Source organism: Paracoccus actinidiae (assembly GCF_030863885.1).
GTDB classification, from domain to species: Bacteria; Pseudomonadota; Alphaproteobacteria; order Rhodobacterales; family Rhodobacteraceae; genus Paracoccus; species Paracoccus everestensis.
The window spans coordinates 1,717,466-1,735,908 of the sequence record NZ_CP132956.1 but is presented as its reverse complement, the minus strand read 5'-3'; the positions used below and the strand labels follow the sequence as shown (position 1 = coordinate 1,735,908).

The 18,443-nt window shown below is 66.8% G+C and carries 17 protein-coding genes; 8 read left to right on the top strand and 9 right to left on the bottom strand.

All coding sequences use genetic code 11. The annotated features are described in order from the left end of the window. Positions 1-102: 102 nt before the first annotated feature. Entirely contained in the window at positions 103-1,677 is a 1,575-nt protein-coding gene (locus tag Q5701_RS08770; protein WP_306754867.1) for a DUF5928 domain-containing protein, read from the top strand. A gap of 14 nt (positions 1,678-1,691) precedes the next feature. Then, positions 1,692-2,075, top strand: coding sequence for a histidine triad nucleotide-binding protein (locus tag Q5701_RS08765; RefSeq protein WP_234854137.1), 384 nt, complete (start codon positions 1,692-1,694; stop codon positions 2,073-2,075). Here the strand turns inward: Q5701_RS08765 and Q5701_RS08760 are convergent. Beyond that, positions 2,072-2,995, bottom strand: a complete 924-nt coding sequence (locus tag Q5701_RS08760) for an ABC transporter ATP-binding protein (protein ID WP_306754866.1) — start codon at positions 2,993-2,995, stop codon at positions 2,072-2,074. The two genes, Q5701_RS08765 and Q5701_RS08760, sit on opposite strands and share 4 nt — an antisense overlap. Before the next feature lie 155 nt (positions 2,996-3,150). Here Q5701_RS08760 and Q5701_RS08755 point away from each other — a divergent pair, with 155 nt between their 5' ends. Further along, entirely contained in the window at positions 3,151-3,339 is a 189-nt protein-coding gene (locus Q5701_RS08755; protein ID WP_234855847.1) for a zinc-finger domain-containing protein, read from the top strand. Here the strand turns inward: Q5701_RS08755 and Q5701_RS08750 are convergent. Next, positions 3,336-3,497, bottom strand: coding sequence for a DUF2256 domain-containing protein (locus Q5701_RS08750; protein WP_306755377.1), 162 nt, complete (start codon positions 3,495-3,497; stop codon positions 3,336-3,338). The genes Q5701_RS08755 and Q5701_RS08750 overlap by 4 nt on opposite strands. Positions 3,498-3,590: 93 nt before the next feature. On the opposite strand from Q5701_RS08750, the gene polA reads away from it, so the two are divergent. Then, positions 3,591-6,389, top strand: a complete 2,799-nt coding sequence (gene polA / locus Q5701_RS08745; protein WP_306754865.1) for a DNA polymerase I — start codon at positions 3,591-3,593, stop codon at positions 6,387-6,389. Beyond that, on the top strand, positions 6,389-7,291 hold the full coding sequence (locus tag Q5701_RS08740) for a cation diffusion facilitator family transporter (RefSeq protein ID WP_306754864.1): 903 nt from the start codon (positions 6,389-6,391) through the stop codon (positions 7,289-7,291). The genes polA and Q5701_RS08740 overlap by 1 nt, the downstream gene beginning before the upstream one ends. Before the next feature lie 29 nt (positions 7,292-7,320). Here Q5701_RS08740 and hemN read toward each other — a convergent pair whose 3' ends face one another. Next, a complete protein-coding gene (gene hemN / locus Q5701_RS08735) occupies positions 7,321-8,676 on the bottom strand; it encodes an oxygen-independent coproporphyrinogen III oxidase (RefSeq protein WP_306754863.1) in 1,356 nt (451 codons plus the stop codon). Positions 8,677-8,711: 35 nt separating this feature from the next. On the opposite strand from hemN, the gene fnrL reads away from it, so the two are divergent. Next, on the top strand, positions 8,712-9,548 hold the full coding sequence (fnrL, locus tag Q5701_RS08730) for a transcriptional regulator FnrL (protein WP_306754862.1): 837 nt from the start codon (positions 8,712-8,714) through the stop codon (positions 9,546-9,548). Here the strand turns inward: fnrL and Q5701_RS08725 are convergent. From Q5701_RS08725 to Q5701_RS08710, 4 genes are read right to left on the bottom strand one after another with little or no spacing between them, the layout of a single operon-like run. Then, positions 9,545-11,098, bottom strand: a complete 1,554-nt coding sequence (locus Q5701_RS08725; RefSeq protein ID WP_306754861.1) for an ABC transporter ATP-binding protein — start codon at positions 11,096-11,098, stop codon at positions 9,545-9,547. The genes fnrL and Q5701_RS08725 overlap by 4 nt on opposite strands. Next, complete coding sequence (locus Q5701_RS08720) at positions 11,095-11,907, bottom strand: ABC transporter permease (protein WP_306754860.1); 813 nt, start codon at positions 11,905-11,907, stop codon at positions 11,095-11,097. Before Q5701_RS08720 ends, Q5701_RS08725 begins: the two co-directional genes overlap by 4 nt. Beyond that, the gene (locus Q5701_RS08715; RefSeq protein WP_306754859.1) at positions 11,904-12,845 is read right to left on the bottom strand and encodes an ABC transporter permease; all 942 of its coding nucleotides are present in this window, start codon (positions 12,843-12,845) and stop codon (positions 11,904-11,906) included. Before Q5701_RS08715 ends, Q5701_RS08720 begins: the two co-directional genes overlap by 4 nt. 45 nt (positions 12,846-12,890) lie before the next feature. After that, positions 12,891-13,670: an MBL fold metallo-hydrolase gene (locus Q5701_RS08710; protein WP_306754858.1), complete on the bottom strand. Its 780-nt coding sequence runs from the start codon at positions 13,668-13,670 to the stop codon at positions 12,891-12,893. A gap of 120 nt (positions 13,671-13,790) precedes the next feature. On the opposite strand from Q5701_RS08710, the gene Q5701_RS08705 reads away from it, so the two are divergent. Both Q5701_RS08705 and Q5701_RS08700 read left to right on the top strand, forming a co-directional pair. Next, positions 13,791-14,855, top strand: coding sequence for a saccharopine dehydrogenase (locus tag Q5701_RS08705; RefSeq protein WP_306755376.1), 1,065 nt, complete (start codon positions 13,791-13,793; stop codon positions 14,853-14,855). Between the two features lie 77 nt (positions 14,856-14,932). Continuing rightward, positions 14,933-16,123, top strand: a complete 1,191-nt coding sequence (locus Q5701_RS08700; protein WP_306754857.1) for a PQQ-dependent sugar dehydrogenase — start codon at positions 14,933-14,935, stop codon at positions 16,121-16,123. On the opposite strand, the gene Q5701_RS08695 is transcribed toward Q5701_RS08700, so the two are convergent. Together Q5701_RS08695 and mutL are read right to left on the bottom strand one after the other, a co-directional pair. Beyond that, complete coding sequence (locus tag Q5701_RS08695) at positions 16,124-16,495, bottom strand: DUF3775 domain-containing protein (protein ID WP_306754856.1); 372 nt, start codon at positions 16,493-16,495, stop codon at positions 16,124-16,126. It abuts the gene before it with no gap. A gap of 49 nt (positions 16,496-16,544) precedes the next feature. Continuing rightward, on the bottom strand, positions 16,545-18,335 hold the full coding sequence (gene mutL, locus Q5701_RS08690; RefSeq protein ID WP_306754855.1) for a DNA mismatch repair endonuclease MutL: 1,791 nt from the start codon (positions 18,333-18,335) through the stop codon (positions 16,545-16,547). Between the last annotated feature and the right edge of the window lie 108 nt (positions 18,336-18,443).

Sequence of the window (18,443 nt, the reverse complement as noted above, 5' to 3'; positions counted from 1 at the left end):
TTGCTCAGGGGCGTCAAACGCGGCTAGACACAGAAACCAAACCCGGGCGAAAGATTCAACGCCTTCAATGGAATTGCGAACCGACGTGAAAGCCTGCGCCCGATGGCCCGTATCGCCTTCATTCTGCTGACCCACAAGGATCCGCAAGGCGTGGTTGATCAGGCGCGCCGCTTGACGGCCGCGGGCGATTATGTGGCGATCCATTACGACCGGGGGGCGCCTGCCGACGGGTATCGTCTTATCCGCCAGGAACTGTCGGACCATCCGGGCGTGACCTTTGCGCCGGTCCGCATCCGTTGCGGCTGGGGCGAATGGTCGCTGGTGGCCGCCACCCTTGCCGCCCTGCAACAGGCCGAGCGCGCCTTCCCCGAGGCCACGCATTTCTACATGCTGTCGGGCGACTGCATGCCCATCAAGTCGGCGGAATATGCGCGCGACTTCCTGGACCGCGACGATTGCGACTATATCGAATCCTTCGATTTTTTCGACAGCGACTGGATCAAGACCGGGATCAAGGCGGAACGGCTGATCTATCGCCACTGGTTCAACGAACGCCGCAGCAAGCGGCTGTTCTATGTCAGCATGGCGGTGCAGAAGGCGTTGCGGCTGGACCGCCCGCTGCCTCGCGGCATCCAGGTCATGATCGGGTCGCAATGGTGGTGCCTGCGCAGGCAGACGGTGGAATCGGTGCTGGGCCTGGTCGCGGAACGGCCCGAGCTTTTGCGTTTCTTCCGCACCACCTGGATCCCGGACGAGACGTTCTTCCAGACCCTGGTCGCCCATCTGGTGCCCAAGGGCGAAATCCGCCGCCGTTCGCCCACCTGCCTGATGTTCACCGACTATGGGATGCCGGTGACCTTCTACAACGACCACTACGACCTGCTGATCCGGCAGGATTACCTGTTTGCCCGCAAGATCAGCGCCGATGCGCTGGATCTGCGCGCCCGGCTGGGGGTGCTGTGGCAGGCCCAGGGCGTGGGCTTCGCCATCTCGAACGAGGCGCCGCGCTTGTTCCGGTTCCTGACCGGGCGGGGCCGGGTGGGACGCCGTTTCGCCCCGAGGTTCTGGGAAGATCAGGGCGCGGGGCGCAACCAGACGATCTGCCTGATCGTCGCCAAGAAATGGCACAGCGCCAAGCGGCTGACGACGGCGATCCGGACGCTGACCGACATTCCGGCGGTTGATTACATCTTCAACGAACGCGAGGCTGGCCTGCCGGATCTGGGCGGCATCGCATCCACCGTGGCCAAGCGCGAGCGTCATCGCCGCGCTCTGGTCCGGCTGCTGCTGGATGATTTTGCATCGAACCGGCTGGTGTTGTGCCTGGATCCCTCGGCCCTGACCCTGATCGCCGATTTCGCGGGCGACAAGGCGGAAACGCGGATCCTATTCATCGACAGCGATTTCGACGAGGAATATCTGCGCGGCCATATGCGCCGCACGGGCCTTGCGGGGCCCGCGACGCCCGACCCGGTGATCCGCGAGCTGCTGCCCGTCGTGGCAAGCGATCTTGCCCACGAGGCCGAGCGTTTGCGCGACATGGCGATTTCGCGCCTGTCCATCCTTTCCCCCTCGGCAACGATGGACGCCAATGCCCATGCCATCGCGCAGTTTCTGGATGTTCCGCCAAACCTCGCGCATGATCTGGCGCAGACGCCGCATCTGTTCACCGACTGACCACAGGAACACCCATGGCCATTGCTTACGACGACACCAATATCTTTGCCCGGATCCTGCGTGGGGAAATCCCCTGCGACAAGGTGGCCGAAACCGATCATGCCCTGGCATTCCGCGACATCCGGCCCCAGGCCCCCGTTCATGTGCTGGTGATCCCCAAGGGCAGCTATGTCAGCTTCGACGATTTCGCGGCCAATGCCTCGGACGCGGAAATCGTGGACTTCACGCGCCTTTGCGCCCGGGTCTGCGCGTCCGAGGGGGTGGACCTTGCACAAGGGAACGGGGGTTTCCGGGCCATTGCCAATACCGGCCCCCATGGCGTGCAAGAGGTTCCGCATTATCACCTGCACATCATGGGCGGGCGGGTGATGGGACCGATGCTGTCGCGCCAGGGCTAGGCCCGCGTCATTTCCACGAACACATCCTCCAGATCGGGCTGCTCGGTCGCGACATCCAGGATGGGGATGCCCGCGCCGCGCAGCGCGTCCAGAAGCTGGTCGGCGCGCACCCGCGACGGGGGATAGCTGATCGCAAGCCGCCCGTCGGCGCGCCATTCCGGATGCGCCCCATCCGCCAGCGGCGGCAGGGGCGTGCGCCCGCCGGTGTCCAGCACCAGCGTCTTGCCGTCGGCGCGCGACAGCAGGCTGCGCGTGTCCTGCCGCACCACCAGTTCGCCGTGGTTGATGATGGCGATCTCGTCGCACATCTGTTCGGCTTCTTCCAGGTAATGGGTGGTCAGGATGATGGTCATGCCCTGCCGGTTCAGCGCCCGCACGTTCTGCCACAGCATTTCGCGCAGGGTGATGTCCACGCCGGCCGTCGGTTCGTCCAGAACCAGGATCTGCGGGCGATGCACCAGGGCCTTGGCCAGCAGCAGGCGCCGCCGCATCCCGCCCGACAGGTTTCGGGCATAGGCATTGGCCTGGTCCACCAGCCCCACGAGTTCCAGCAGTTCATCCGTCCAGCGTTCGCGTTTCGGGACGCCGTAAAGGCCCGCCTGCACTTCCAGGCTGGCGCGAGGGGTAAAGAACGGATCCATGTTCAGTTCTTGCGGCATCACCCCGATGGCCGCGCGCGACTGGCGCGGGTTCACGCCCTGGTCAAAGCCCCAGATCGTGACGCGGCCCGCCGTCTTGTTCACCAGCCCGGCCAGGATATTGATCATCGTCGATTTGCCCGCCCCGTTCGGTCCCAGCAGCCCGAAGATGCTGCCCGCCGGGATGGTCAGGTCGATCCCCTTCAACGCCTCCTTGGCGGGGGCCGATCCTTGCGCGGCATAGGTCTTGCGCAGGCCGGTGATCTCGATGGCGTTTGGCATGGGTCTTGTTCCCCCGGACAGCTTGCGAAGGCAGGCGGCGCTGCGGTATCAGGGGATAAGACCAGATGCCGCCCGCCGCCACAAGAAGGCCAGCCATGACGCAATACATTCCCCCGGAAAACTCGCTATCGACCGAACAGACGGATTTGTCCGAACTGAGGCTGCCCCCGCCCGCGACCCAGACCGTCACCACCTGGAAGGTCGCCTGCGACGGGGACGATGCCGGGGGCATGGGGCATCCGCGTGTCTGGCTGGCGATTTCGCCTGAAACGGGCTTTGTCGATTGCGGCTATTGCGACAAGCGTTTCGTGATCGACCGGGACCACGCGCACGACGACCACTAGGGCTTGGTGGGGCGGGGGGCCTTTGTCCCCCGGCAGCGGTCCGAACAATACCGGACCTGGTCCCAGTCACGCGCCCATTTCTTGCGCCAGGCAAAGGGCCGCCCGCAGCAGGCGCAGATCTTGCTGGGCAAGTTGCCCTTGTGGACCATCCTGGGCATTGCCACCTTCTGCATTCTGCCGAGCCGGGGCGCGTCTGGAAACGGGCGCGCGATCGTGCCAGAACCGGACCCTGGAACAAAAGGAACATGCACATGGTCGAAGGCTTCGGCAAGGGTTGCCACCTGCACCTGATCGACGGATCGGCCTTTATCTTCCGGGCCTATCACGCCCTGCCGCCGCTGACGCGCAAGTCCGACGGGCTGCCGGTGGGCGCGGTCGCGGGTTTTTGCAACATGCTGTGGAAATACGTCACCGACGAACGGGGCAGCGATGCGCCAACCCATGCGGCGGTGATCTTCGACCATTCGTCCAAGACCTTCCGCAATGACATCTACAAGGCCTACAAGGCCAACCGTCCCGAGCCGCCCGAGGATCTGCGGCCCCAGTTCCCCCTGACCCGCGATGCCACCCGCGCCTTCAACATCGCCTGCATCGAAACCCAGGGGTACGAGGCCGACGACATCATCGCGGCTCTGTCCTGCAAGGCGCGCGACGCGGGCGGCGCGGTCACCATCATCAGCAGCGACAAGGATCTGATGCAGCTTGTGGGCGACGGCGTGCAGATGCTGGATCCGATCAAGAACAAGCCCATCGACCGCGACGAGGTGTTCGAGAAATTCGGCGTCTGGCCCGACCGGGTGGTGGACGTGCAGGCATTGGCCGGGGATCCCACCGACAACGTGCCGGGCGCCCCGGGCATCGGCATCAAGACCGCCGCCCAGTTGATCACCGAATTCGGCGATCTGGAAACTCTGCTGGCGCGGGCTGATGAGATCAAGCAGCCCAAGCGCCGCCAGACCCTGATCGACCACGCCGAACAGATCCGCATTTCCAAGCGGCTGGTGGAACTGGACTGCAATACGCCGCTGGATTTCACGCTGGAAAGCCTGGAAGTGCGTGCCCCCGATTCGACCCAACTGCTGACCTTCCTGTCGGAAATGGAGTTTCGGACCCTGACCGTCCGCGTGGCCGAAAAGCTGGGGACCGAGGCCCCGGCGGTCGTGTCCGCCCCCTTGCGCGACGCGCCCGCCGTTCCCGACCTGCCGCCCATCGACCGCGCGGCCTATGAAACCGTGACCGACCGTGCTGCCCTTGACCGTTGGGTCCATGCGATCCGGGAAACCGGTTATGTGTCGATCGACACCGAAACCACCGGCCTTGACGAGATGCAGGCCGATCTGGCGGGCATCTGCCTGGCTGTGGCGCCCGGCGAGGCCTGCTATATCCCCGTGGGCCATGTGGCGGGCGGCGACGACCTGTTCGGCCAGTCCGCCCCGGTGGCGGGCCAGTTGCCGATGGCCGACGTGCTGGCCGCGCTGAAGCCGCTGCTGGAGGATGCGGCGATCCTGAAGATCGGCCAGAACCTGAAATACGACTGGAAGATGCTGGCCCGCCACGGCATCCGCATGGCGCCGCTGGCCGATACCATGCTGATGTCATACGCCCTTAACGCGGGCACGCACAACCACGGCATGGACGAGTTGGCCGAGCGTTACCTGGGCCACAAGTGCATCCCGATCAAGGAGTTGATCGGCACCGGCAAGTCGCAGATCAATTTTGCCCAGGTGCCCATCGACAAGGCCGCCCCCTATGCGGCGGAAGACGCCGATGTCACGTTGCGCCTGTATCAGCATTTCGCGCCCCTGCTGCCCGTCGAACGGGTGACGACCACCTATGAACTGACCGAACGCCCGATCATCCCCGTCCTGGCCGAGATGGAGATGGCCGGCATCCGCATCGACGCCGAGGTGCTTCGCCGCATGTCCGGCGCCTTCGCGCAGAAGATGGCGGCATTGGAGGACGAGATCTACGCCCTCGCGGGCCAGAAATTCACCATCGGCAGTCCCAAGCAACTGGGCGAGATCCTGTTCGACAAGATGCGCATGACCGGCGGCAAGACCGGCAAGACCGGCGCCTTTTCCACAAGCGCCGACGTGCTGGAGGATCTGGCCGCCGAGGGCCACGACCTGCCGTCGCGCATCCTGGACTGGCGCCAGATTTCCAAGCTGAAATCGACCTATACCGACGCGCTGCCGACCTTCGTGAACCCCGACACGGGGCGCGTCCACACCAGCTATTCCATCGCGGGCGCGCAGACCGGGCGGCTGGCATCCACCGACCCGAACCTGCAGAACATCCCCGTGCGGACCGAGGAAGGCCGCCGCATCCGCGAGGCCTTCATCGCAGCCGAGGGGCACCGGCTCGTCAGCCTTGATTACAGCCAGATCGAACTGAGGATCCTGGCCCATGTGGCCGACATCCCCGCGCTGAAGCAGGCCTTCCGCGACGGCATTGACATCCATGCCATGACCGCCAGCCAGATGTTCGGCGTCCCGGTGGAAGGCATGGACCCGATGATCCGCCGCCGTGCCAAGGCGATCAACTTTGGCGTGATCTATGGGATTTCATCGTTCGGCCTGTCGCGCAACCTGCGCATCCCGCGGGCCGAGGCGCAGGAGTTCATCGACACCTATTTCCAGCGTTTCCCGGAAATCCGCGCCTATATGGACCGCACGCTGGCCGACGCAAAATCCGATGGATCGGTCCGCACCCTGTTCGGCCGGCGCATCAACACGCCCGGCATCAATCAGTCCGGCCCTGCCGCCGGCGGCGCACGGCGCGCGGCGATCAATGCGCCGATCCAGGGTGCTGCCGCCGACATCATCCGCCGCGCGATGATCCGGATGCCCGCGGCCATTGCGCATCTGCCCGCGCGGATGCTGCTGCAGGTCCATGACGAACTGGTCTTCGAAGTGCGCGATGACGCGGTGGACGACCTGATCGTCGCTGCCCGCGCGGTGATGGAGGGCGCCGCCGATCCCGCCGTGAAGCTGTCCGTGCCGCTGGTCGTCGATGCGGGCCAGGGCGCGAACTGGGCCGAGGCCCATTGATGGGCCACGGCCACAGCCATCCGCACGGTCATGGTCACCACGGAGATGCGGCCATCGGCTGGGCGGTCGTTGTCAACCTAGCGCTGACGGCGGCGCAGATTGCGGGCGGCTATGCGGCGGATTCCACCGCGCTGATCGCGGACGGGATCCACAACCTGTCCGACGCCCTGGCGCTTGTGCTGGCCTTCGGCGCACGCCGCCTGTCGCGCAGGGCAGCCACGCCCGACTGGTCCTTTGGCTGGGGCCGGGCGGAAATCGTCGCGGCCTTCGTCAATTACCTGGCGCTGATCGGCATATCCGTCTGGCTGGCGGTCGAGGCGCTTGGCCGCCTGTCCGATCCCCCTCAGGTTGCTGGCGGCTTGGTCATGGGGCTGGCCGCCTTCGCGCTGGTCGTCGATCTGGCCACCGCCGCGCTTGTCTGGCGGGCGGCCAAGGACAGCGCCAATATCCGCGCGGCCTTCCTGCACAACCTGGCCGATGCGGGCGTGTCGGTCGCCGTAATCCTGGGCGGGGCGCTGATCTGGGCCTTTGGCTGGAATCTGGCCGACCCGATCCTGACCTTGGTGATTTCCGTCGTGATCCTGTGGCATATCGGGATCGAGATCGGCCCGGTCTTTCGCACCCTGATGCTGGCCGCGCCGCCCGGCAGCGATCCGGGCGCCGTCCTGTCAGCCCTGCGCGCGCTGCCGGGCGTCAGCGATGCCCATCACCTGCACCTGTGGCAGATTGACGAGAAACGCGCGGCGGCATCGGTCCACCTGGTGGTGGGCCAAGGCGATCATTTCGCGATCACCCGCGCGGCCAAGGAATTGATGGCCCATGAACACGGCATAGCCCATGCCACCATCGAGATCGAGCCGCCCGAAGGCTGCGCGGATCACAAGGCGCATGATCACTCGTAGGGTGCGTGCTTGCACGCACCGCGCGGGATTCACACGGCGGACGAATGGCTGGTCGGCGCGGCCATATAGCTGTCCATCATGTTGGCCACCATGCGCGCCAGCGGACGGCCTTCGGGCGTGATCCGCAGGCCCCAGGGACCGACCTCGACCATGTTGCCGAACTGGGCGATCACGGGGTCGAAGACCTGTTGCAGGCGGGCAGGCGTCAGGCCGTAATCGCGCACCATTTCCTCGGCATCGACGCGGAAATCGCACATCAACTGCTCGATCATCCGGCCGCGCCAGTGATCCTCGGGGGTGAAGGCATGACCCTTGGTATAGGGCAGGCGCCCTTCGCGCACATGGCCGGTATAGGCGCCGGTCGCGGGGGCGTTTTGCGCATAGCCCTGCGGGAAGCGGGAAATCGACGACGCCCCCATCCCCAGCAGCACCTCGGCCCGGTCGTCGGTATAGCCCTGGAAATTGCGCCGCAACTGGCCCGCCTTTTGCGCCAAGGCCAGCCCGTCGCCGGGACGGGCGAAGTGGTCGATCCCGATCTCGGCATAGCCATCGGCCACGAACAGGTCGCGGGCGGTGTTGAACAGGGTCAGCCGGTCCTCGTTGCCGGGCAGGGCATCCTCGGGGATCATCACCTGGCGCTTGGACATCCACGGCACATGGGCATAGCCGTAAAGCGCCACCCGGTCGGGCGACAGGGCCAGCAGCTTTTGCACGGTTTCCGAGATCCGGTTCCGGTCCTGATGCGGCAGGCCATAAAGGATGTCGGCATTCAGGCTGGCGATGTCGTGGCTGCGGATCAGATCGACCGCCTGGCCGGTCAGTTCGAAGGACTGCATCCGCCCGATGGCTTCCTGGATCTTCGGATCGAAATCCTGCACCCCGATGGACGCGCGGTTCATCCCCGATGCCGCAAGCGCGGCCATGCGCGGCCCGTCGATTTCGGACGGGTCGATCTCGACCGAAAACTCGCCCCCCTCGGCCATCGGCACCACGTCGAAGATCGCATCCGCCACGCGGCGCATCTGGTCGGGCGGCAGCAGCGTGGGCGTGCCCCCGCCCCAGTGCAGCCGCGACAGCCGCACCCCGCGCGGCAAGTGCCGGCGCAGCAGCGCCAGTTCCGCAAGGACCGTGTCCACATAGGCAATGACCGGGTCCAGGGTCTGGGTACCCTGCGTCCGGCAGGCGCAGAACCAGCACAGCCTGCGGCAGAACGGCACGTGCAGATACAGCGAGATCGCCGCGCCCTCGGGGATGGAATCAAGCCATCCCGTGACCATATTGGCGTTCACGCCGGTTTTGAATTGTGTCGCGGGGGGATAGCTCGTGTAGCGCGGAACGCGCGAATCGAACAAGCCCAACCGCTTTAGTTGCGAAACATTGCTCATGCAGTTAGGATTAGATGGAAACGCGCGAGATTGCCTTGACCCAGATCAATCAGAAATCCGTCCGTCAGGACGGCGGTGAACGCTGCGGCGACTGTCCCATCCGCTATCGCGCCGTCTGCGCGCATTGCGAAACGGACGAGCTTTCGCTGCTTGAAGGGATGAAGTTCTATCGTTCCTTCGAACCAGGCCAGCCGATCGTCTGGGAAGGTGAGCGGATGGAATTCGTGGGTTCGGTCGTGACCGGGGTGGCGGCGCTGACGCAGACGCTGGAGGACGGGCGGACGCAGATGGTGGGCCTGCTGCTGCCCAGCGATTTCCTGGGCCGCCCGAAACGGGAAATTGCCGCCTATAATGCCGTGGCCGCCACCAAGGTCGTCTTGTGCTGTTTCCGCCGCAAGCCGTTCGAGGACATGATGCGCACCACGCCCCATGTCGCGCACCGGCTGCTGGAAATGACGCTGGACGAACTGGACGCGGCGCGCGAATGGATGCTGCTGCTGGGCCGCAAGACCGCGCGGGAAAAGATCGCGTCCTTTATCGCCATCATCGCCCGGCGCGAAGCCGTGCTGCTGAAGCGCAATCCGGGCGGGCGGATGCGCATCGAACTGCCCCTGACGCGCGAGGCGATGGCCGATTACCTGGGCTTGACGCTGGAAACCGTCAGCCGCCAGGTCAGCGCGCTGAAACGCGACGGCGTGATCGAACTGGCGGGCAAGCTGGGCTTGACGCTGGAAACCGTCAGCCGCCAGGTCAGCGCGCTGAAACGCGACGGCGTGATCGAACTGGCGGGCAAGCGTGCCATCATCCTGCCCGATTATGGCCGCCTGGTCGAGGAATCGGGCGATGACGCGGATGGCGGTTACCTGAGCTAGGCCCAGTCCGGGGGGATTTGCGGGATCGCTGCCACCAGGGCGCGCGTATGATCGTGCCGGGGGGCGTCGATGATCTGGTCCGGCGGACCTTCCTCGATGATCTGGCCTGCCTGCATGACCAGGACACGGTCTGTCATGCCGCGCACCACCGACAGGTCGTGGCTGATGAACAGATAGGACAAGCCGTGATCGGCCTGCAGCCGCGCCAGCAGGTCCAGAGCCTGCGCGCGGATACGGACATCCAGGGCGCTGACGGCCTCGTCCAGGATGATCAAGGCGGGGCGGATGATCAGGGCGCGGGCGATGGCCAGGCGCTGACGCTGCCCGCCCGAGAATTCATGGATGAACTTGCGCGCGTCGTCGGGCCGCAGGCCCACCTCGGACAGCGCGGCGGCCACGCGGTCGCGCCAGTCGGTCGGGCGACCGGTCAGGTGGAAGGGTTCGGCCAGCAGGCGGTCCACCTGCCAGCGGGGGTTGAAGCTGCCAAAGGGATCCTGGAACACCGCTTGCATCCGCGCGCGCAACCGGGGCGGCATCCGGCGACCGGCCGTCACATCCTGCCCATCCAGCCGGATATGCCCAGCCTGCAAGGGATCCAGCCCCAGGATCGCGCGGGCCAGTGTCGATTTCCCGCAACCGGATTCGCCCACCAGCCCGACGCTTTCGCCGCGCCCGATGGTCAGGCTGACCCCGTTCAGCGCGCGCAACCCGCCGTCGGCCAGGCGGTATTCGCGCACGCCATCCGTCACCTGAACTAGCGGTTCCGCCAGAGGCCGGGGGGCGCGCGCGGGAACGTGGCGCGAGGCCGCGAACAACTGCCGGGTATGGGGATGGCTGCGGCGTCGGAACACGTCGGCGGTCGGGCCGCTTTCGACGATCCGGCCCCCCTGCATCACCGCCACCCGGTCGGCCATGCCCGCCACCACCGCCAGGTCATGCGTGATCAGCAGCAGCGCCATGCCTTCGTCCCGGACCAGGCCCTTCAGCAGATCCAGGATTCGCGCCTGCGTGGTCACGTCCAGGGCCGTCGTGGGTTCGTCGGCGATCAGCAGGTCGGGACGCAAGGCGATGGCCATGGCTATGGCGACCCGCTGGCGCTGTCCGCCGGACAGTTCATGGGGATAAAGCGTCAGCGGAAATCGGCGGCTGGGCAGGTCCACGCGGTCCAGCCGTTCGCGTGCGCGGGCCAGGGCTGCGGGGCGGTCGAGGCCCTGGTGGATGCGCAGCACCTCGGCCACCTGATCGCCGATGGTCATCAGCGGATTGAGAGCCGTCATCGGTTCCTGGAAGATCATGCCGATCCGCGCGCCCCGGATGCGGCACATCCTGGCTTCGGGCAGGGTCAACAGGTTGCCTGCGTCCAGCATTGCCTGGCCCGATGCCCGTGCCCGGTTCGGCAGCAAGCCCATGATCGCAAGCGCGGTCATGGACTTGCCGCTGCCGGATTCGCCCACAAGGCCAGTGATGGTGCGGGGCGCCAGATCCATCGACACGCGGTCCAGGATCGGCCGTCCGTCGATGGCGACGGACAGGTCGTCCAGCCGGATCACCGCATCACCCGCAGGCGCGGGTCCAGGGCATCGCGCAGCCCGTCGCCCAGAAGGTTCAGCCCCAGCACGGTCAGCACGATGCAAAGGCCCGGGATGATCGCCACATGGGGGGCCAGCGTCGCCATGGTCTGCGCCTCGGCCAGCATCCTGCCCCAGCTTGGGACAGGGGGCTGCGCACCAAGGCCCACATAGGACAAGCCTGCCTCGGCCAGGATCCCCAGGCTGAACTGGATCGTGGCCTGCACGATCAGCAGGCTGGCGATGTTGGGCAGGACGTGGTGCAGGCTGATCAGGGCCGCCCCCTTGCCCGCAACCCGGGCCGCGCGGATGTAGTCCAGCACCCAGATCGGCAGCGCCGCCCCGCGCGTGACGCGGGCAAAGACAGGGATGTTGAAGATGCCGATGGCGATGATCGCGTTTGTGGCCGACGGTCCCCAGACGGCCGTGATCAGGATGGCGATCACCAGGGACGGAAAGGCGAAGATCAGGTCGTTGCCGCGCATCACCAGGTCGTCCAGCCAGTGCCCGCGCCATGCCGCCGCCAGCAAGCCCAGCGGCACCCCCAGACCCATGCCGATCACAACCGCCGCAAGCGCCACCGCCAGCGAGGTCTGCGCCCCCAGCATCGCCATTGACAGGATGTCGCGGCCCAGGTGATCGGTGCCCAGCCAATGCGCCGAGGAAGGCGGCAGCAGCTTTTGCGCAATCGCCAGTCGGGTGATGTCGTAAGGGGTCCACAGGGCCGACAGGACAGCCGCCGTCAGCGCCAGCCCCGCCAGGACGGCGCCCAGGATCAGGCCGATCCTCATGCGCGGCGCAGCCGGGGATCCACGGCGGCATAGGCCAGATCGACCACAAAGGTCACGGCGATGACCGCGCCGACCAGCACAAGCACCGCCGACTGCACTACGATCAGGTCGCGCTGGGTGATCGCCTGAAAGATCATCCGCCCCAGGCCGGGCAGGTAGAAGATATTCTCGATGATGATCGCGCCCGCCAGCAGGAAGCTGAACTGCATCCCCAGGATCGTCAGCACCGGAATCAGCGCATTGCGCAAGGCGTGGCGCCGCAGGGCCTGGCTTGTCGCAAGCCCCTTGGCGCGGGCGGTGCGGATATAGTCCTGGCCCATCGTCTCGACCAAGGCGGACCGCAGCACGCGGGCCAGGATCGCGGCCTGCGGCAGGGCAAGGGCCACGGCGGGCAGGATCAGCGACCGCAGCGCCGCAAAAGGGTCGGTCCAGCCGGAAAAGCCCCCGGCGGGAAGCCATTGCAGGTTGACGGCAAAGACCAGCACCAGAAGCATCGCCAGCCAGAAGTTGGGCAGCGCTACGCCCAGATGTGCCGCGCCCATCGCCAGCCCGTCGCCCAGCCTGCCACGGCGGCCCGCCGCATAGAGCCCGACCGGCAGGGCCATGGCCACCGCCAGCATCAACGCCAATACCGCCAAGGGCAGCGAGACCTGCAACCGGTCCAGGATCATCCCGCCAACCGACGTCTTGTAGGTGAAGCTGGTCCCGAAATCCCCGTGCAGGATCGCCCCCAGCCAGGCCGCGTATCGCAAGGTGAAGGGCTGGTCCAATCCCAACTGCTGGCGCAATGCGGCCACAGTTTCAGGCTGTGCGCCCGTCCCCAGCATGAAGCTGGCCGGATCGCCCGGCACAAGGCCCATGATCGAAAAGATCAGGGCCGAGGCCGCCAGCAGGCTCAGCCCCATCACGATCAGCCGGCGCAGAAGGTATCGCAACATGGCCGCCTAGCTATCCTGCCGCGCCGCGCCGGTAAAGAAGGGCCGTCAGCCGGCCTCGCCGCGCGGGTACCAGTTGGCAAGAACGACCAGGCTGCCTGCGCCCGTCCCCTCGACCAGGCGGGCGAATTCCTGCACGTCGCTGCCCCCGTGGTGATAGGGGAATACCGAAACCGGCCGGAAATCCCCCACCGCATCCGCTGCCTGCTGGACGGTCATCGTATAGGGCAGGTTCATGGGCAGGAAAGCGACCTCGATGTTGTCCAGGGCGCGCATCTCGGGCGTGTCCTCGGTATCGCCTGCGATATAGAACCGCTTGCCGCCGATGGTCAGGACATAGCCGTTGTCGCGCCCCTGGGGGTGATACTGCTGCTTGTCGGCGCTGGTGTTATAGGCGGGCACGGCCTCGATCCCCATCCCGATGGCCTGGGCCTGATCGCCGTTGGCCATGGCGGTGGCGCGGGACTGCATCTCGGCGGGCAGCATCCCGTGGACCGCCGGGTTGGCGATGATCGCCACGGCGGGAAGGGCTTGCAGGGTCGGCAGGTCGAAGTGATCGCCATGCTCATGCGTGATCAGGATCAGCGAGGGCTGCGGCATCCCGGCATACAGATCCGCGCCGCCGACCGGATCGACATAGATCACTCCGCCCGGCGTCTCGACCACCATGGATGCGTGATCGACCGGGTGGAAAACGACCTGCCCCCCTTCGACCGGGAAGGAAAACGAGGTCGGCGTCGCCGTCTGGGACATGGCAAGGCGCGGCATCAGGGTGGCGGCACTGGCGGCCAGGCCCAGCATCAGGCTGGCGCGTCGGCTGAGGATCATCGGACTCTCCAAGCAACAGGAATGGGAACAGGGTGGAACACCATCCGGGCCATGGGGGTTCCCTTGCTGCCCCCGGCGCCCCCGCGCTAGATGACGGGGCCACCAAGGATCGAGGCGATGATGACACATCTGTGGGTGCGGGCCGAAAGCCGCGCGAACGAGGAACGGGCAGGCATCACCCCCGAGGGCGTGGCAAGCCTGGTCGCGCAAGGCTTCAGCGTCACGGTCGAGGACAGCCCCCACCGCGTCCTGCCGACCGAGGATTATGCCCGCGCCGGGGCCGTGATTGCGCCGCCAGGCAGCTGGCCCACCGCGCCCGACGACGCGATCGTCTTCGGCCTGAAGGAACTGCCCGACGACGGCCTTCCCCTGCGCCACCGCCATGTCATGTTCGGCCATGCCTTCAAGGGCCAGCCCGCGGGCCAGGTTCTGCTGCGCCGGTTCCAGGCCGGGGGCGGGCACCTGTATGACCTTGAATACCTGACGGACGATGCCGGACGCCGTCTTGCGGCCTTTGGGTACTGGGCGGGCTATGCGGGGGCGGCCGTGTCGCTGAAGGCATGGGTCGCGCAACAGGGGGGCGGTCTTTGCGGGCCGGTCCATGCCTATGCCGACAAGGAGCTTTGGCTGGACGAATTGCGTGCGCAACTGGACGCCACCGCCCGTCCGCGCCCGCACGCCCTTGTGATCGGCGCCAAGGGCCGGGTGGGCACCGGTGCGGCCGACCTGCTGGTCGCCTTGGGCGTGCCCGTCACCCGCTGGGACATGGCGGAAACCGCGCATGGGGGCCCTTTCCCACAGGTTCTGGCGCATGAGCTGTTCATCAATGCGATCCTGGCCCAGCCGGGCGCACCGGTCTTCGTGCCCGAAAGCGCGGTGGCCCCCGGACGGCGGCTGACGGTCATCGGCGATGTGGCCTGCGATCCCGCCAGCGACTTTTCCCCCATCAAGGTCTATGACCGCACGACCACCTGGGACCAGCCGGTGCTGCGGGTGGCCGACAATCCGCCGCTGGACGTGATGGCCATCGACAACCTGCCATCGCTTCTGCCGCGCGAAAGCTCGGAGGATTATGCGGGGCAGTTGTTGCCTGTGCTGGCGCAGCTCGATCGGATCGACGAGGGGCCGTGGGGCCGGGCCGGGGCGTTGTTCCGGACCCATCGGGATCGCCTGACACAGACGTGAAGGCAGGGGGGGAACGTCATTTCCGCAAGGGGGTTTGACCCCCAATCCACTCCCATCCGGAAAAAGGCGCCCGCCCCATGTCTATGACCCGTCACCTGACCTTGACCGCAGCGGCCCTGCTGGCCGGAACCGCAACCGCCCAGGATTTCAACACGGCGCCGCCGAACGCGCCCGACCAGCAGCCCGCCTTTGAAAACCAGACCCGCGCGCCGGTGCTGGCCGATGACATCGCCCTGGACCAGACGGTGATCGCCGACGGGCTGGACCATCCCTGGGGCCTTGCCGAATTGCCGGACGACGCCTGGCTGGTGACGGAGCGCGCGGGCAACCTGCGCATGGTGGGCGCGGACGGCGCGCTGTCCGATCAGATCGGCGGGCTGCCGGACATCGACACCCGCGACCAGGGCGGGCTGCTGGACGTGACGGTGGCCGACGACTTCGCCGATACGCGCCGCGTCTGGATCAGCTTCGCCCAGCCGCGCGAGGACGGCAAGACCGCCACCGCCGTCGCCACCGGCACCCTGTCGGCCGATGGCAGCACGCTGGACGGCACGCAGGTGATCTGGCAACAGCAGCCCGCCTGGGATTCGACCAAGCATTACGGCTCGGTCCTGATCCATGACGGGCAGGGCGGGCTGTTCGTGACCACTGGCGAGCGCTCGAACCCTGATTCGCGCGTCTATTCCCAGAACGTCACCACGACCCTGGGCAAGGTCGTCCGCATCAACCCCGAGACGGGCGCGCCGATGGGCGATCCCGGCGTGGCCGAGGCATTGCCCGAAATCTGGTCATGGGGGCACCGCAACCTCCAGGGCGCGGCGCTTGACGGTCAGGGCAGGCTGTGGACCATCGAGCATGGTCCCAAGGGCGGGGACGAATTGAACCTGCCCCAGGCGGGCCGCAACTATGGCTGGCCGCGCGTGACCTATGGCGTGGACTACAGCGGCCGTCCCATCGGCGAAGGGATCACCCAGCTGGAAGGCACTGAACAGCCCGTCTATTATTGGGATCCGGTGATCGCGCCCGGCCAGATGACCTTCTATGACGGCGAGATGTTCCCCGATTGGCAGGGCGACCTGCTGATCGGCGGGCTGAAGTCCAACGATCTGGTGCGCCTGGAAATGGACGGCGACCGCGTGACCGGCGAGGCGCGCCACCTGCAAGGCATCGGCCGCGTGCGCGAGGTCGAGGTTGCCCGCGACGGCGCCCTGATGCTGCTGACGGACGAGGACAATGGCCGGTTGATCCGCGTCACGTCCGCGCGCTGATCAGACCAGACGGTTCAGGTCGTCCTCGGCATCCTCGGGCGAGATGCCGAGGGCTTCCAGGCCGGATTCCAGCAGATCGGCCAGCCGGGGTTCGCCCATCAGGTAATCCTCGGTCGGGGTGGTGCGTTCGACACGGGCGGTCTGGATGGCTTCCTCCAGTTCCTCGGGTTCGAAGCTTTCGCGGCCGATCCACATCACCGCGACAAGGCTGGCCTGTTCATCCTCGTTCAGGTTGGCGATGAAATCGCGCAGTTCGGATTGCACCCCATGCTGCGCCCTGCTGCCTGAATGTGCCCAGGGGTTGACGCCGCTGTCGTATTGGCGGGCGCGGATGATGATATGGGCGATCTTGTCGGGACTGATATGCAGCATGGCGATGCTCCGTTGAATGCGCCGACTGTCGCGCCGTCCGGGGCGGCGGTCAATCCTTGCGGCCGAACAGCCGCTCGATATCGGACAGGCGCAGCTTGACCCAGGTCGGGCGGCCATGGTTGCACTGGCCGGAACGGGGCGTGCGTTCCATGTCGCGCAACAGCGCGTTCATCTCATCGGCGCTCATGCGGCGCCCGGACCGGACCGATCCATGGCAGGCCATCGACGACAGAACCGCATCCAGCCGCCCCTGCAGCCGGTCCGATGCGCCCTGGTCCGCCAGATCGTCCAGGATGTCGCGGATCAGCGCGGCTACGTCCAGTCTTGCCAGCATTGCCGGGGTTTCGCGCACCGCAACGGCACCCCCGCCAAAGGGTTCGATCACCAGGCCCAGATCCGCCAGATCGCCCGCGACTGACAGGATCCGCGCCGCATCGGCGTCGGACAGATCCACGATCTCGGGGATCAGCAGGGCCTGGCGGGCAATGCCGGTGGCCGCCGCCTGCGCCTTCAGCCGTTCGTAAACCAGCCGCTCATGGGCCGCGTGCCCATCGACGATCACCAGGCCGTCTCCGGTCTGGGCGATGATATAGTTCTCATGGATCTGCGCCCGTGCGGCGCCCAAGGGGGCGTCCGTTGGCGCAGCGGGTTCCTCGGTCCGGGCCGAGGGTGCCTCGGCAAAGCCCGGAACCGGTGCCTGCAAATCAAGGCTGGCCCGGATCGCCGTGGCCGAGGGCCGATAATCCGCCTGATAGGCGCGGGGTTCAGCGCTGAACGCCGCCAACGTTGCGTCCCCCACCGTTGACGAGGCGCGATGCCCCGCACCGGCCAGCCCGTGGCGCAAGGCGCTGACCACCAGACCCCGTGCGGCCTGGGGATCGCGGAAACGGACCTCGGCCTTGGCGGGATGGACGTTCACATCGACAAGCTGCGGGTCGCAGGCCAGATACAGCACCGCCGCCGGATGGCGCCCCGATGCCAGCACATCCATGTATCCCGCCCGCAAGGCGCCCGTCAGCAGCTTGTCCCGCACAGGCCTGCCGTTCACATACAGATGCTGCGCCACTGCCGCGCCGCGTGACCAGGTGGGCAGGGCGGCAAAGCCCGTCAGAACCAGCCCGTCGCGTTGGGCGTCGATGGCAAGGGCATTGTCGATGAAGGCCCTGCCCATCACGCGCGACAGCCGGGTCTGCAAGGCACCGAACAATTCGCCCCCTTCGGCATCGGCGCGAAAGATTTCCTTGCCGTCCGCCGTCAGCGTGAAGCCCACGAAAGGCTCGGCCATGGCCAGGCGGCGGATGCAATCGGCCACGGCCATCGTCTCGGCCCGGTCGCCGCGCAGGAATTTCAGACGGGCGGGCGTCGCAAAGAACAGATCGCGCAGTTCCACGACCGTGCCAGGATTGGCTGCGGCCGGACGCACCGGCGCGACCTTGCCCCCCGCCACCGCGATCACCGCGCCATCCCCGCCCCGCGTCCGCGACGTGATGGTCAACCGGCCCACCGCGCCCAGGGACGGCAGCGCCTCGCCCCGAAAGCCGAAACTGCGGATCGCAAGCAGGTCCGATCCGTCGATTTTGCTGGTGGCATGGCGCGACAAGGCCAGGGGCAGGTCGTCGGGCGCCATGCCGCAGCCATCGTCGCAAACCCGGATCAGCCGCTTGCCGCCGTCCTCGATGGCGATGTCGATGCGCGAGGCCCCGGCATCAAGGGCGTTTTCCACCAGTTCCTTGACCGCCGAGGCGGGCCGTTCCACCACCTCGCCCGCCGCGATGCGGTTGGCGACCGCTTCGTCCAGTTGCCGAATGACTGGCCGGATATGGGGGTCATGGGTGTTCATGCACCCAAATCTAGCAGGGGCAGGCCGGTGGAGCCAGCGATTCCCGTGTCCCTTGCCCTGCCGGTCCTTGCCTTGGTCCAAATATCCCACAGGGGGTCAGGGGGACGT